The organism is Mesorhizobium sp. M0571 (assembly GCF_040320985.1).
GTDB lineage: Bacteria > Pseudomonadota > Alphaproteobacteria > Rhizobiales > Rhizobiaceae > Mesorhizobium.
This window is the reverse complement of sequence record NZ_JAMYQT010000036.1, coordinates 37,942-52,180: the sequence shown is the minus strand read 5'-3', so window position 1 is coordinate 52,180 and position 14,239 is coordinate 37,942. Positions and strand designations below refer to the sequence as shown.

The 14,239-nt window shown below is 58.4% G+C and carries 13 protein-coding genes; 3 read left to right on the top strand and 10 right to left on the bottom strand.

Annotation, left to right across the window (positions count from 1 at the left end):
• The first annotated feature begins 298 nt into the window (after positions 1 to 298).
• The 3 genes from tnpA to tnpC are packed head-to-tail and all read left to right on the top strand — an operon-like array spanning position 299 to position 2,733.
• Positions 299 to 691, top strand: a complete 393-nt coding sequence (gene tnpA / locus NKI85_RS28635) for an IS66-like element accessory protein TnpA (RefSeq protein ID WP_352779473.1) — start codon at positions 299 to 301, stop codon at positions 689 to 691.
• Entirely contained in the window at positions 688 to 1,035 is a 348-nt protein-coding gene (tnpB, locus tag NKI85_RS28630; RefSeq protein ID WP_352779471.1) for an IS66 family insertion sequence element accessory protein TnpB, read from the top strand. Before tnpA ends, tnpB begins: the two co-directional genes overlap by 4 nt.
• A gap of 45 nt (positions 1,036 to 1,080) precedes the next feature.
• A complete protein-coding gene (gene tnpC, locus NKI85_RS28625; RefSeq protein WP_352779468.1) occupies positions 1,081 to 2,733 on the top strand; it encodes an IS66 family transposase in 1,653 nt (550 codons plus the stop codon).
• A 51-nt stretch (positions 2,734 to 2,784) separates the two neighbouring features.
• Here tnpC and NKI85_RS28620 read toward each other — a convergent pair whose 3' ends face one another.
• The 10 genes from NKI85_RS28620 to NKI85_RS28575 all read right to left on the bottom strand — a co-directional run bounded on the left by NKI85_RS28620 (position 2,785) and on the right by NKI85_RS28575 (position 14,201).
• On the bottom strand, positions 2,785 to 3,129 hold the full coding sequence (locus NKI85_RS28620) for a type II toxin-antitoxin system VapC family toxin (protein WP_352779466.1): 345 nt from the start codon (positions 3,127 to 3,129) through the stop codon (positions 2,785 to 2,787).
• Positions 3,129 to 3,374 carry a type II toxin-antitoxin system VapB family antitoxin gene (locus NKI85_RS28615; protein ID WP_352779464.1) on the bottom strand — a complete coding sequence of 82 codons (246 nt, stop codon included), beginning with the start codon at positions 3,372 to 3,374 and terminating at the stop codon, positions 3,129 to 3,131. The genes NKI85_RS28620 and NKI85_RS28615 overlap by 1 nt, the downstream gene beginning before the upstream one ends.
• 332 nt (positions 3,375 to 3,706) lie before the next feature.
• On the bottom strand, positions 3,707 to 4,495 hold the full coding sequence (cysQ, locus tag NKI85_RS28610) for a 3'(2'),5'-bisphosphate nucleotidase CysQ (protein WP_352779480.1): 789 nt from the start codon (positions 4,493 to 4,495) through the stop codon (positions 3,707 to 3,709).
• 10 nt (positions 4,496 to 4,505) lie between these two features.
• The gene (gene cysN, locus NKI85_RS28605) at positions 4,506 to 6,443 is read right to left on the bottom strand and encodes a sulfate adenylyltransferase subunit CysN (protein WP_352779462.1); all 1,938 of its coding nucleotides are present in this window, start codon (positions 6,441 to 6,443) and stop codon (positions 4,506 to 4,508) included.
• 2 nt (positions 6,444 to 6,445) lie between these two features.
• The gene (gene cysD / locus NKI85_RS28600; protein ID WP_352779460.1) at positions 6,446 to 7,351 is read right to left on the bottom strand and encodes a sulfate adenylyltransferase subunit CysD; all 906 of its coding nucleotides are present in this window, start codon (positions 7,349 to 7,351) and stop codon (positions 6,446 to 6,448) included.
• A gap of 372 nt (positions 7,352 to 7,723) precedes the next feature.
• Positions 7,724 to 9,040, bottom strand: a complete 1,317-nt coding sequence (locus NKI85_RS28595) for an O-antigen ligase family protein (RefSeq protein WP_352779458.1) — start codon at positions 9,038 to 9,040, stop codon at positions 7,724 to 7,726.
• Entirely contained in the window at positions 9,037 to 10,224 is a 1,188-nt protein-coding gene (locus tag NKI85_RS28590; RefSeq protein ID WP_352779455.1) for a tetratricopeptide repeat protein, read from the bottom strand. The genes NKI85_RS28595 and NKI85_RS28590 overlap by 4 nt, the downstream gene beginning before the upstream one ends.
• Positions 10,184 to 12,568 carry a GumC family protein gene (locus NKI85_RS28585; protein ID WP_352779453.1) on the bottom strand — a complete coding sequence of 795 codons (2,385 nt, stop codon included), beginning with the start codon at positions 12,566 to 12,568 and terminating at the stop codon, positions 10,184 to 10,186. Before NKI85_RS28585 ends, NKI85_RS28590 begins: the two co-directional genes overlap by 41 nt.
• A 50-nt stretch (positions 12,569 to 12,618) precedes the next feature.
• Positions 12,619 to 13,392, bottom strand: coding sequence for a polysaccharide biosynthesis/export family protein (locus NKI85_RS28580; protein WP_352779450.1), 774 nt, complete (start codon positions 13,390 to 13,392; stop codon positions 12,619 to 12,621).
• The gene (locus NKI85_RS28575) at positions 13,392 to 14,201 is read right to left on the bottom strand and encodes a tyrosine-protein phosphatase (protein ID WP_352779448.1); all 810 of its coding nucleotides are present in this window, start codon (positions 14,199 to 14,201) and stop codon (positions 13,392 to 13,394) included. Before NKI85_RS28575 ends, NKI85_RS28580 begins: the two co-directional genes overlap by 1 nt.
• Positions 14,202 to 14,239: the final 38 nt, after the last annotated feature.

Here is a 14,239-nt window from a genome sequence, read left to right as displayed (position 1 = left end):
CTCTTGCACCTCATATCCGCCGTACAAGTGCCTCGACCGCCGATCGGATCGGCGGGCTGCAGCTTATGTCAAAGGCCATTGTCAGCAATCATGAGAGTGGGGAGCGCGAGAAGCCGGCAAGCGACGCTTGCGTCTGCGTCGCGAGACTGTGGCACTCACGCAGCGTCGATGTCGGTCTGCGGAAAGTCGGCGCCTTTGAACATTATTGGCTGGTCAAAATGCCGGGCACAGGCATAGGCGGTACGCGTCCGAGGAGGGCCGCCTTGCGGGCGAACGGAGGGTGTAGCTGACTGTCGGTATGGATATCGCTACTGACTGTCGCCAAGTCACTCGGCTCGAGATTGTTGACACTGGCCGCCGGCGCCGCTGGTCGGAGGAGGAGAAGCTGCGGATCGTCGAGGAGAGCTATTTGGCTCCGCGGCAGGCATCCGCGACAGCGCGGCGTCACGGGATTTCCACCCCACTGCTGTTTGCCTGGCGCAAGGCGCATCGCGAGGGTCGGCTTGGCGAAGGTGGCGTCTGCGGTTTCGTGCCGGCGATGGTCGTACCGGAGCAGCCAGAGAAAGGTCCAGAACCGGCTGGCGGGCGCATGGAAGTGGTGAGCGTGAATGGCCGCAGGGTCATCGTCGAGCCCGACGTGGACGTGGAAGCGCTGCTTCGGGTCATGCGCGGCCTGGAAACGCTGCGATGATCCCAATTCCGACGGGGGTGCGAGTGTGGCTGGCGACGGGACACACCGACATGCGCTGCGGCTTTCCCAGCCTTGCTCTACGCGTGCAGGAGATCTTGAAGAAGGATCCGCTGAGCGGTCACATTTTTTGCTTTCGCGGTAAAAGAGGCGATCTCCTGAAGATCATTTGGCATGATGGACAAGGATCGTGCCTGTTTACGAGACGTCTTGAGCGTGGCCGCTTCATCTGGCCATCTCTGGCAGACGGAAGCGTTACGATATCAACGGCGCAGTTGAGCTATCTCCTGTCCGGGATCGATTGGCGCAACCCTCAGGAAACATGGCGGCCGACGCGGGTCGGATAGCATTTACACTTTGAAATTGCAGGCAAAATCTGATTCACTGGCCTCATGACGTTGACGCCGGATGATCTTCCTTCCGACCTTGCGAGTGCCCTGGCGGCACTGCGGGCTGAACGCGAAGCACGCCGACAAGCCGAGGCGGTGGCTGCCAGCGCGCAGGCGAAACTATCGGACACCGAGGCGCTGATTGCACATCTACAGCTTATGATCGAGAAGCTGAAGCGCGAGAAATACGGCCAGCGTTCCGAACGCACGGCGCGCCTGATCGAGCAGATGGAACTTCAGCTCGAAGACCTCGTGACCGCGGCGAGCGAGGATGAGCTTGCCGCGGCCGCCGCGGCGGCGAAGATCCAGAGCGTGCGCGCCTTCGCGCGCAAGCGACCAGTGCGTAGGCCCTGGCCAGAGACTATCGAACGCGAGCGCGTCGTCGTCGAGCCTCCCACCGCCTGCGCCTGCTGCGGCGGATCCCGGCTGTCCAAGCTGGGCGAGGACGTGACCGAGACGCTGGAGGAGATCCCGCGCCGCTTCAAGCTGATCGAAACGGTGCGCGAAAAGTTTACCTGCCGCGACTGCGAGAAGATCACCCAGCCGCCGGCGCCGTTCCATGTCACGCCGCGCGGCCTCATCGGTCCGCAGCTGCTGGCGACGATCCTGTTCGACAAGTTCGGCATGCATGCTCCACTCAACCGTCAGAGCGCGCGCTTCAAGGCTGAGGGGATCGACCTGCCGCTGTCGACGCTGGCCGATCAGGTCGGCCACGCAACCTTCGCCGTCATGCCGCTCTTCCATGTGATCGAGCGCCATGTGCTCGCGGCCGAGCGCCTTCATGGCGACGACACCACCATTCGCATCCTGGCGAAGGGCAAGTGCGCGACCGGGCGCATATGGACCTATACGCGCGACGACCGTCCCTTCGCCGGGCCTGCGCCGCCGGCGGCGATCTATTACGCCTCGAGCGACCGGCGCGGCGAGCGTCCTCAGAAGCATCTGGCCGGGTTCGCCGGCATCCTTCAGTGCGACTGTTACAGTGGCTTCGAGCCGCTGTTCGACCCGCAGCGGAAGGAGCAGCCGATCACGCCGGCCTTTTGCTACGCCCATGCGCGGCGCGGATTCTTCGAATTGGCCGACATCGCAAAAAAGGCCCGGGATGGCAAGAAGGGCAAACCGATCTCCCCGATCGCGCTGGAGGCGGTCAGGCGCCTCGACGCACTGTTCGAGATCGAGCGCGCCATCAACGGCCGCAGCGCTGCCGAGCGGTATGCCGTGCGGCAGGAGAAGAGCAAACCACTTCTCGACGACATGCACGCCTGGTTGCTCCGCGAGCGCGATACCCTCTCGCGCTCTTCCGAGGTCCTGAAGCCAATCAATTACATGCTCAGGCGCTGGGCCGACTTCGCCCGCTTCATCGACGACGGCAGAATCTGCCTCAGCAACAACGCGGCCGAAAGAGCGCTGCGTGGCATTGCTCTGGGAAGGCGCAACTGGACCTTCGCCGGTTCCCAGCGCGGCGCCGACCGCGCCGCCGTTATGCTTACCCTCATCACCACGGCACGCCTCAACGACGTCGACCCGAAAGCCTGGCTCGCCGATGTCCTGGCCCGCATTGCCGATCTTCCCGCTTCGCGTCTGCACGAACTACTGCCTTGGGACTGGAAGCGCCTGCGCGAAGCCGACAAGGCCGCCGATCAGCAGGCCGCCTGACCTTCACGCATCGCCATCATAGAGCCCGCCGCGCGCACGCGCGTGTCCCAATCATGCGGCCTTCGTCGTATGCGTACCATAGGCGAAGCAGTCACCAAAGTTCAGCCGCGCCGGGTGCCGGCCCTTGCCGAAGCGATCGAAAGCGTCAAGCGCGAGTCGAGCCGTGTTCGGCGGCACCGCGACCATGTCAATCTCCATCAACGAGAGATAGCGTTCCACGGCCTCGGCCGCCTCGCTGATTGCCAAGTCCAAGACTCTCGCGACCGCGATTGCAGCCTCCCATACTGCAAGTGGCGAGGTCAGCCGCTTTCTGGTCTGCTGCCTGCGTGCAAGGAGTTCGCGCGCATCATCCTCGTTGGTCATCAGCGCCGTCAGGGCCGAGGCGTCGACGAACATCAGTCATTCTCGTACAGGCTGTCGCGAAACGCCTTGTCGGCGGGCCTGCCGTGTTCAGGCTTGCCCTGGGCTCGCAGATCACGGCAGAACCTGACGCCGATCTCCACCAGGGACGGTCTAGCCTGTTCGCGCTCAAGCTCATGCTTGAGCGCGGCATGGACGGCCTCTGTCAGACCGGTCCTCTTGAGCGCGGCGACCCGGCGGGCCAGCGCGTCGGTCTCGCGATTCTTGATGTGGAACGCCATCACTCGCTCGTAAGCCGTTCAAGTGTATCGGTATAGAGCAATTTGGATACACCATGTGTGGCCCCGAAAGCATCGACCGCAAGTGTCACCAACGGAATCGGCCACGCCAACCGACCGAGTCGGCTGCTGCGCCTCGCTGGCCGCAGGCTGGATGAGGACCGTAACCGTGTTGTTTACAGACCTCGAGCAGTATCTGAGATCGCGGCCAGCAGTTCCTGTCACACCTGCGCTTTCACACGGGTCTGGAACTGCGCTTACCGGAGGCGATAGGTCGTGCAACCGAAGAACGCCGATCAGGTCTGACGCGGTCCTTTGGTTGCGCAACCATGGGTCTATGGGGATTGAGCAGCCTTGCCGCTGGCGATGAAATGCGGATTGGCGAAATCCTCGTCATCGCTCTGGTTGCGCTTGCCGTAGGCGAGCGGCTCACCATCCAGCGTACGCGTCATGCCGCCGGCCGCGCGTAGCACCGCGTCACCCGCGGCAGTGTCCCATTCCATAGTACGTCCGAAGCGTGGGTACACGTCTGCCTCGGCGCCGGCAACGAGACAGAATTTCAGCGATGAGCCGACCGAAACGATCTCGGCAGCGCCTAGCGCGCGGATATAGGCGTCGGTCTCAGGCGTGTTGTGCGACCGGCTGGCAACGACGGTCAGCGGCACCATACCGGCCCTCGCCGAAATCGGCTGGCGATCGACAATCTCATAGTCGTCATTGATCTCGATCGCTTCCGCTTTGCCCGGCCGGCCGGAGAAGAAGCGGCCGGTGCAAGGTGCGAAAACGACGCCGATCTCCGGCACACCGTGGCGAACCAGCGCGATGTTGACGGTGAAATCGGTCCTGCGGTTGACGAATTCCTTGGTACCGTCGAGCGGATCGATCAGGAAGAAGGCGTCGCCGAGATCCGGCGCCATGATGCCGGCCGAGGCTTCCTCCTCGGCCACGCAAGGAATCTCGGGAAATGCGGCGCGCAGCCCGGCAAGAATGATCTTCTCGCTCTCGCGATCTGCCTCCGTCACCGGCGAACTGTCCGACTTGCTGTCGACCGCACAGCCGGCGCGATAAACGCGCATCACCTCGCGCCCCGCCGCCAAGGCAAGGCGCTCGAAGACGCCGAGCATCGCTTCGTCGTCAGATACCGCCGCCGCTATCATATTGGTCTTCGGCAATGTCACGCTCGATCAGCCAGTGTTCCAGGGCCTCTACCATCTCCTCGGCCGATTTGCCGAGTGTCTTGAGATGGATTTCGGGTTTTTCCGGCACCTCATAGGGTGAATCGACGCCGGTGAAGTTCTTGATTTCGCCATTCAACGCCCGCGCATAAAGGCCCTTCGGATCGCGCCTGGCGCATTCCTCGAAGGGTGTGTCGACAAACACCTCGACGAATTCGCCGTCGGCCATCAGTTCGCGCGCCATGCGCCGCTCGGCGCTGAACGGCGAAATGAACGAGACGATGACGATCAGCCCGGCGTCGGCCATCAGGCGCGCCACTTCGGCGACGCGGCGAATGTTCTCGACACGATCGGCGTCGGTGAAGCCGAGATCGCGGTTGAGGCCGTGACGGACGTTGTCGCCATCCAGAATGTAGGTATGACGGCCGGTGGCAAACAGCTTCTTTTCGAACAGATTGGCGATGGTCGACTTGCCCGACCCCGAAAGCCCGGTGAACCAGAACACGGCCGGCCGCTGGTTCTTCATATCGGCGCGGGCGCGCTTGCCGACATCGAGCGACTGCCAGTGGATGTTTTCGGCGCGGCGCAGCGAATGCAGGATCATGCCGGCGCCGACCGTCGCATTGGTGATGCGGTCGATCAGGATGAAGGCGCCGGTGGTGCGGTTCTCGGCAAACGGATCGAAGGCGATCGGCGACCGCGTCGAGATGTTGCAGATGCCGACTTCATTCATTTCAAGCGACTTGGCCGCCTCATGGGCAAAGTCGTTGACGTTGACCCGGTATTTCAGGTCGGTGACGGTGGCGCTGGTCTGGTCGGTCTCGGTGCGCAGGATGTAGGAGCGGCCGGGCAGCAGCGCATGTTCGTCGAACCAGACGACGTTGGCGGCGAACTGGTCGGCAACCTGCGGCCGGGCTGCCGGCGATACCAGCATATTGCCGCGCGAGACCTCGACCTCGTCGTCGAGGACAAGGGTGATGGCCTGGCCGGCGACAGCCTGCTGAAGGTCGCCGCCATGCGAGACGATGCGCCTGACATGGGACGACTTGCCGGATTTGGCAACGACCACCTCGTCGCCCGGCGTGACCGAGCCGGAGGCGATGGTGCCGGCGAAACCGCGAAAATCGAGATTGGGACGGTTCACATATTGGACGGGAAACCGGAACGGCAATTCGACCGCGGCCTCGTCAACCGAAACGGTTTCGAGATGTTCGATCAGCGTTGGGCCGGAATACCAGTCTGTCCTATCGGAACGGCCAGTAACGTTGTCGCCGTAGCGGGCCGACATCGGAATGGGCACGATCGTCTGGAAGCCGAGCTCGCGTGAGAACTGCCCGTAATCCGCGACGATCCGTTTAAAAACCGCCTCGTCGAAACCGACAAGATCGAACTTGTTGACGGCGAGCACGATTTGGCGAATGCCCAGAAGCGAGGCAATGATCGAATGCCGCCTAGTCTGGCGCAGTACGCCCTGGCGGGCATCGATCAGCACGATGGCGAGATCGGCGGTCGATGCACCCGTCGCCATGTTGCGGGTGTATTGTTCGTGGCCGGGCGTGTCGGCGACGATGAACTTGCGCTTTGGCGTGGCGAAGAAGCGATAGGCGACGTCGATAGTAATGCCTTGCTCGCGCTCGGCCTCGAGGCCGTCGACCAACAGCGCGAAGTCGACGTCGTCACCGGTGGTGCCGTGCTTGCGCGAATCGCGCTCGAGCGCCGCCAGCTGGTCCTCGAAAATCTGCTTGGTATCGGAAAGCAGGCGCCCGATCAGCGTCGACTTGCCGTCGTCAACCGAGCCGCAGGTCAGGAAGCGCAACAGCGACTTTCGTTCCTGCGCCGCCAGATAGTCGCGGACGCCGTCGGTCGGGGCGAGACTCTTGGCCATGATGTGGCGCATGCTCAGAAATACCCCTCGCGCTTCTTCTTTTCCATCGAGCCGGCTTCGTCGCGGTCGATCAGGCGACCTTGCCGCTCGGAGGTGCGCGCCGTAAGCATTTCGCTGACTACCGCCTCCAGAGTATCGGCTTCCGAGTCGATCGCGCCGGTCAGCGGATAGCACCCGAGCGTGCGGAACCGCACCATCCGGTTCTCGACCGTCTCGCCGGGCCGCAGCTGCATGCGCCCGTCATCCTTCAGGATGAGCATGCCGTCGCGCTCGACGACCGGCCGCTCCTTGGCCAAATACAGCGGCACGATCGGGATGTCTTCCTGGAGAATGTATTGCCAGATGTCGAGCTCGGTCCAATTCGACAGCGGAAACACCCGGATCGATTCGCCGGCAGCGATGCGGGTGTTGAAAATCTTCCACATCTCCGGCCGCTGGTTTTTCGGATCCCAGACGTGCTGGGCGTTGCGGAACGAGAAGATGCGTTCCTTGGCCCGCGACTTCTCTTCGTCGCGTCGTGCACCGCCGAAGGCTGCGTCAAAACTGTATTTGTCGAGCGCCTGCCGCAGGGCAACCGTCTTCATCACATGCGTGTGAGTGTTGGAGCCGTGGTCGAAAGGGTTGATGTTGTCGCGCACACCGTCTTCATTGACATGGACCAGGAGATCGAAGCCGAGCTTTTGCTGCATCTGGTCGCGAAAGGCGATCATTTCGCGGAATTTCCAGGTCGTGTCGACATGGAGAAAGGGAAAGGGCGGCTTGGCCGGATAAAACGCCTTCATTGCCAGGTGCATGAGCACGGACGAATCCTTGCCGACCGAATAGAGCATCACCGGCTTGGCGAAAGCCGCGGCGACCTCGCGAAAGATATGGATGGATTCGGCCTCAAGCCGCTGAAGGTGCGTAAGCGCGATGTTCATGGACTGTGAGCGTTCTTTCGTGCGATCCACAGAAGGGCCTGTATCACCAGCGGGCGCGATCTTCAGCCGCCCGGTTCAAGCTGCACTTCTGGACAATCTATTTCTCGTGCGGGCGTTCTAGCAGATCGCTCCTGTCCAGAACAATGCAAGACAAGCCTGCGGTCGAATGGTTCGGGAATGAATTTTCCATACAGCCGGCAAAATCGGGAAATTCCTCCCCAGCGTGGCGATTGGGAGGGGAGGGAAAATATTGCCTGGGCTTGGGAGAGCCAGAGCTGGCGGCTTTACGGCGTTCGCCGCGGAACCTGCGAGCCGGCAAGCGATAACTGGTCCCACCTCATTCAGGCGATGCCAGTCGTGGCGACGAGGTCGCTAGGACGAAGTTCCGATGGGAACAAGTAACTTGTCACCGTTATGGTCGATCTCGATCATCTCACTCTTGCGGCTCAAGCGTTCCGCAAATCCTTTGTGGAAGATGATGGCGTTCATATAGGCAAAGGTCATCGCCAGCGCCTCGGTTCGCAGCGGATAGTCGACCAGTGAATGAATGAGAAGGAACGATGCAGAGAGAAATGCAGCCTTCTGAAATGGGTCGCGGCGAACTCTAGCCAATGCAGTCAAAATCAATACCAAATAACCTATCATCAGAAGGATAGCAGGAATTCCGCCCTCGAAGGCAATCTCAAGATATTCATTATGGGCATGGTTCACATATTGTTTGAAAATCATGCCCTCCCTTTCGTATATCTGATAGGCTTTCTGGAAATTTCCGAATCCAACACCCGTCGCCCAATTCTCTTTGATGCCCTCGATTGTGGTTCTCGCAAACTCTACTCGTCCAAAAGCCGGATCGAGCTCCTGTGCATCTATCTTGGTCCAGGCGCTTATGGTGTAAATCGACAGCCCGATAAAAACGAGGAGAACGCCGAACCCACTCGCCCTCGAACGGGCAGAAAGAAAGATGACAGACAACACGGTGATCGCCAATCCAATCAAAACGCCGGCGCGGGAGCCGGCGGCCAAAAGAAGCAGCAAAAGCGCGATCAAGCCGAAGGATGCGGACAAAAGGTGTCCGCGGAACAAACCATAATAGACGACGAAAGGAATGGAGACAAAAAGCAAAGCCGAAAAATGATTCGGATTGGCAAAAAGCCCGGCATTGATCGTAAACGGCAACAGCCCGACAATAGCGGCGTGGTCGGAGAGCGAATATTGAATGGCTCCCGCCAAACCGTTGCAAATAACACCCATGAAAAAAAACGGCAGGAGCGCACTGACCTGCTCGGCACGCAAACGCAATACAGCCAAAAAAAACGCCGCCGCAGCCAAGAGATAGAGCAGACTTTCGATCGTGCGGCCAACCCCAACGCTGATGAAGCGAAATCGACTTTCTCCAGCCCAGGGATCTCCGAGCAGCAGCTCCGGCCTCAACCCGTCGAATATGGCCGCCGGCAGTGGGACGATTTGCAAAAAGTTCAGCGCCACGGCGAAGATCAGCAGCCATAGAACAGAATGCGGGCTTCTCTCGCCAGAGCTTTGGGTGAAGACAGCGGCCGCCGAAACAATGGCCGCGACCTCGATCACAGTGTCCGTATAGAGCCCGCTCGCTGTACCCCCGCCGATCAGCAGGGATACAAACAGGACCGAGCCGAGGAGATATTTATCCCATTCCGACGGCCGGTCCTTCAAGATGCAAGTCTCTCGATGCTCAATTTGTGCATTACCAAGGTGCCGACATATCGAAATCGCCAGCTCTCGGCAATGGCGGCGGTCTGCAGAGTCAATAGTTGCATGGGGCAGCCAGCTGGTCCAACTGAGAAATCCTGGCTCAGATTTTGACGGTTGAATGTGCCCTCTGGAATATTGAAACGTGCAATTTCGCCGGCCGGCCCGAGGCATCTGATCGACCAGAACAATTCCTTTGGAAGTTTCAGGTTTCGCGCAGAGGCTACGAGGGAAATCTTATACGAGCCTGGGGGCAGCGCAACATATTGCTGAAGAGCTGTATTCTTGACCGGCGTGTTCAAGAACCGGACCGTCGCCCCGCCCTCTCCTTCTACGGCATTGTGGGATGGTGCGAATGCAATTTCCAGGCCCGATTGATCACGGACCTGCCAATCGAAAGGCTTGCCGCCCGACCCGGGTTCGAAGGTGCTGTTGAAAATATATCCGCCCAACTTCCGTTCTTGGTCAGTTAGAGTGAAAAGAAACAGGCGGTATGCCGGCTCATATTCTCCTTGTACGATATAGCCGGCGATCACGGTCGTCAGTTCGCTCGACGTTGGCGGTGCTCTTGATCCGGTTAAATCGAGCAACAGCTGATTTGCGATGTCGAGCCCCTCGGGGGTTTTGTTAAGAGCGCGGAACAGACCGCCTCGCCAGGGCGCTTCCGACCTGATGGCCGTCAGCACCGCCTGGAACCCCTCAGGATCTGAGAGAATTTTTGGCATACCATCGGCGATCGCCGAAAATTGGTCCGGCCATCGCCGTAGCAATATGTCGATCTCGCCAATGGCCTTTGACAAATCACCCGATTCTATCGCGCGGCTGATTGATCTCTGCAGCGCATGAATTTCTGTTTTGGACAATTTTCGGGCTTGATCGAAGAGCTGGTAGGCCTCGTCTTTTTCGCCCTGCCGGTATTTGATCTCGCCTATTAGACTGTACAGCCGCGCGTCCCCCAGATCGAAGGCGAGCGCACCTCTAGCCTTGGCAAGCAATGCATCAAAATCAGGAGCATTGCTCGTGTCGTTCAGGTCACCGGTGATTTCAGCTATCAATGCGTCGACGTTGAACGGATCCAGCGCAAGGGAAACGGCCGGTGTTTCTGTTTCAAGAAATCGACTTAGCCCGATCGAGGAAGCCGCCAACACTAGAACGGACGCGACGAACCAAACGACTGAATGTCGGAGACTTTGCATAAGCGGGTTGGCTAGCTCCACCATCGACTTTGCCCTCAATCTTCGGAGCACCCGTATCCGTGCCGTAGTTGTAGTACTGATAGTTCATGTATTTATAGGCGTAGTTGTAATCGAACTTGTTCACCGCAAACTTTGACATCGCGGCTCCGACTACGTTCGCGCCAGCGGCACGCAGGCGCTTCAACGCCGTCTTGGCCGACTTGCGCGTCACCTGACTGGTAGAGATGACCATCAATGTACCTTCAGCAAGCCTGCTGAGGATCGGAGCATCCGAGAGGCCGACGACCGGCGGCGCGTCGATGATGACGAGGTCGAAGCGCTTGCCGAGGCTGGTGAGGATCAGAGCCATTTTCGGTGACGAGAGGAGATCCGCAGGGTTTGGGGGGATCGTTCCAGAGGTGAGAACGGTCACGTTCGGAAATTTCGTCCCCCTGAAGATGCTCGCCAGATCCTCTCTACGGACGGTATTTGTCAAGAGATTGCTTAGTCCGATCGTGTTGTCGAGGCCAAACAGGCGATGAAGATTCGGCTTTCGAAGATCGCCGTCCACGATGAGAACTCTTGCACCGAGCGCACCAAAATCCTGGCCGAGCTTGAACGACGTCGTTGATTTGCCTTCGGAAGGTTCAGAACTCGTAACAAGCAACGACCGTGGCGCGCCTTCCGCACCGGAGAATTGCAACGATGTGCGAAGCGATCGATAAGCCTCCGACAATCCGGATTTCTGATCGGCGATGCTCGCTGTCAATTCCCGGTCATCAACCAGCGGCAAGATACCGAGCATCGGCAACCCCAGTTCCTTTTCAATCTGCTCGGGATTAGCAAAAGTATTATTCAAAAGCTCAATAGCGTAGATAATCGCAGCACTCAAGGCCATAAACACAGCCATTGCAATCGCAAGATTGATGCTCAGGCGTGGCGAATAGGGAGAATTCGGCTGCGCAGCAAAATCAACGATTGCAGCGCTCTGTGTCTTAAGTTCAGAGCTGACACCGACCTCATTTAGCTTAGCAATAAGACTGTCATATTGCGACCGGTTCGAATCCACTTCGCGCTTCAGGATCGTATACTTGATGTTCTTGTCGTTGAACACAACCTGCTGCTTTTCCATTTCGGCAAGTTTGGTCTTAAGATCGGCCTCCTTATTCTGTGCCTCCTGATATTTCAACCGCAGCGAATCCGTTATGGCTAGGACGCCGTTATTATACAGCCGCTGCAACTCCTTGATCTGCGACTGGAGCTGCTGCATTTCCGGAAAACCAGGCTTCAAAACCCCTAATTTCTGCTGGTATTGGCTGGTCAAATCCGCCAGCTTCTCGCTGAGGGCTTGCAGCCCTTTACTTTCCAAGACTGGGCTGAGGCTTGATCCGCGGCCCTTGTCGATTTGGTCGACCATCCGTCCAGCATCGAGACGTTCTTGAATAGCCGTCGCGAGCGCTGTGTTTAGGGCCTCGATATTTGACCCTATCAGCGATTTGTCGTCGCCGGTTATCGTGATGCCAGCATCCTTGGCATATGCGACCAATTCCTCTTCCGATTTCTGGAGCTTTTGCTTTACCTGCAAAACCTGCTCCTGGATGAATTGCCGTGCCAGGTCCGAGGTCTCACTGGTTTGATCGAGGCGTTGGTCAATAAAGCTTTGCGCAATCTGATTGGCTATATCGCTCGCATATTTTGGATTTTGATCGACAAAGGTGATAGACAGCAGGCTTGTGTTGGGGACTAGATTGACCGTGAGGTCGTTTATAACTCGTCGGATCGCAATGTCTTCGCGTTGCTCCGGGGTTCTGTCTTGAATAGAAGGCGATTTCGAAATCCTGAACGCACGATAGAAGATGTTGCTCAGAGAGAAGTCAGCGGTCGGAAACAGGAAGTTGGGCTTTTCGCTCAGCCCCAATTGGAATACTACGCGCTGCGCCAATGCACGGCTCTTGAGCTTTTCACGGGCTGTCAGAAAAGCACGGACGTCAGCGTTTTCAGAAACGACCTCAATGTCCTGAAAGACCTTAGCAGAAGGAACCAGCACTTCCAATTGCGTTGTTGCCTGGTACTTCGGCGTCAGCATCATGGTAATGATGACACCGGCGACTAGCCCAGCAGCTGCCATCATGACGATTAGCCACCGGTACTGGACAACGTAAAACAACAGTCTTAGCGGATTAAAGCCCTCCTCCTGCTCAGAGTAATCGCGACCGTAGGGGCCATAGTTTTGGGGACCGTCATAATACTGATCTGCAGACAGGGCTTGGCCATGTCGGGGAGCCGCAATTTGATGCTGCCTGTTGCGATCGAGCATAGTGCGAAATGATCCTACGTTTGCCTATGATTTGAATGAGCGGAAAGCATCTATGGAATCACACTAAGTCGAGCTGCACTTGAAGCAATGCCGAGAGCGTCCTTAAGATTGTTCATCGCGATTTTCGATTTCGAGGCGAAGACGACGACTTTGTCACCGCCGTAGACGCGCGGATTGCGGGCCTTGCCGGCACGAATGGCCTCCACGTTGTAATTTGCGACCAGCGTATTTGGGCCAATGTTGCGGTAGACGAAGACTTTGCTCGCATCTCCTATGGGACTGAAATTCGCCGCCAAAGCAATGGCGTCCAGAAGAGTGGAATTGCTCGACACGGGATATATACCAGCCCTATTGACCTCTCCGTCGACGGTAATGCGCTGTCCGATCGATTCTTTGACGAAAATCGTCACATCAGGTGACTGCAGGTATTTGGCGCCATAGGCAGTTTCGACTTCCTGTTCCAATTGACGGACGGTTTTTCCTGCGGCGGCGATGGTTCCGATAAGCGGAAGCGAAATCTGCCCGCCAGCATCGACTTGAACCGTTCTGTTCAAATTGTCGACCTGGAACACGTTCACCTCTAGCACATCGTTCGGAGATAGCGGCTGCTCGCTGCCATTCTGGGTGTTATGCGGCGCAGGCAAATCCTTTACCATCTGCAGTGCGCCGCCGCCCGATAGTGGCGTGGATGATGATGTCAATTGCAGCGCATCAACGGACGAGGATGGTGTCGTCGACGAAGTGCTCGTGCATGCCGACATCGCGAGTGAAGCGAGCAAGACCAAAACCGTGCCCTTATGGTTTGCGAAACGGAAAATGCCCATCACGCAGTCCCGCCCTTGAACAAGCGGCCCAATCCTCCAAAGCGGCTGGCGTTACCGGCGTTTGGCTTTGGCGGACGTGCCTTTCCAATCGGCTCGAGCGGCCGGTTCGCCAATATTTCACCTGGCCGTTTCAACACCATGTTGCGGGCCTCGTCTTCCCCACATCGCTTGGCGGCAGCAGCAACCGCTTGCGAAAGCCCAGGGCGCCGGCGCGTAGCGCTATGCGTGTCCGATGCGATAATGTCCACCCTGCCCTCGTCAATCAGCTTTTCCGAATAGTAAAGCGCCGTGCGCCCAAAAGCACCAACAATCGAGTCTGCGGTAAGCTGGATAAGACAGCCCACTGCATTCAGCCTCTCGATAACGTCGTAATTCGTTTTGATCCAGGTCAAACGCTCAGGGTGCGTAAGAATCGGAATGAAACCGGCGTTTATGAGGCGTAGAGCAAGATCTTCCATCCGTGGGGGTAAAACATGATGCGGCGGTTCGAACAGAAAATAGCGGGACCTGTTTAAAGTCGGCACACTGCCGGCCGCCAATTGGTCCGGAAGATCCGGCGCTATGTGAACATCGGCGCCAACGTAAAGAGCAAGTGGTATGGCGGCGCGGCGCAGCGCTTGGTGCAACTCCTGAACCGCTCGGACAATATTCGATGTTCCGTTTTCGTATACGCCGGGCGTCACGTGCGGCGTGCAAGCCATGTGGGTCGTTCCGTCGGCCACCGCCAGCCGAGCCATTTCCAGCGATTCGGCAAGACTAGGTGAGCCGTCGTCGAGGCCTGGCAAGATATGGGAATGTAGATCGATCATGGGCGTTTGTGGCTGCAACGAAGCAAGATGGCGACGTC

Excerpts from the sequence above, each read along its gene's own strand:
- tnpA (WP_352779473.1), top strand. The coding sequence starts at position 299 with ATGGATATCGCTACTGACTGTCGCCAAGTCACTCGGCTCGAGATTGTT.
- NKI85_RS28585 (WP_352779453.1), bottom strand. The coding sequence starts at position 12,568 with ATGCTCGATCGCAACAGGCAGCATCAAATTGCGGCTCCCCGACATGGC.
- tnpB (WP_352779471.1), top strand. The coding sequence starts at position 688 with ATGATCCCAATTCCGACGGGGGTGCGAGTGTGGCTGGCGACGGGACAC.
- cysD (WP_352779460.1), bottom strand. The coding sequence starts at position 7,351 with ATGAACATCGCGCTTACGCACCTTCAGCGGCTTGAGGCCGAATCCATC.
- cysN (WP_352779462.1), bottom strand. The coding sequence starts at position 6,443 with ATGCGCCACATCATGGCCAAGAGTCTCGCCCCGACCGACGGCGTCCGC.
- NKI85_RS28580 (WP_352779450.1), bottom strand. The coding sequence starts at position 13,392 with ATGGGCATTTTCCGTTTCGCAAACCATAAGGGCACGGTTTTGGTCTTG.
- cysQ (WP_352779480.1), bottom strand. The coding sequence starts at position 4,495 with ATGCTCGGCGTCTTCGAGCGCCTTGCCTTGGCGGCGGGGCGCGAGGTG.
- NKI85_RS28620 (WP_352779466.1), bottom strand. The coding sequence starts at position 3,129 with ATGTTCGTCGACGCCTCGGCCCTGACGGCGCTGATGACCAACGAGGAT.
- NKI85_RS28615 (WP_352779464.1), bottom strand. The coding sequence starts at position 3,374 with ATGGCGTTCCACATCAAGAATCGCGAGACCGACGCGCTGGCCCGCCGG.
- tnpC (WP_352779468.1), top strand. The coding sequence starts at position 1,081 with ATGACGTTGACGCCGGATGATCTTCCTTCCGACCTTGCGAGTGCCCTG.
- NKI85_RS28575 (WP_352779448.1), bottom strand. The coding sequence starts at position 14,201 with ATGATCGATCTACATTCCCATATCTTGCCAGGCCTCGACGACGGCTCA.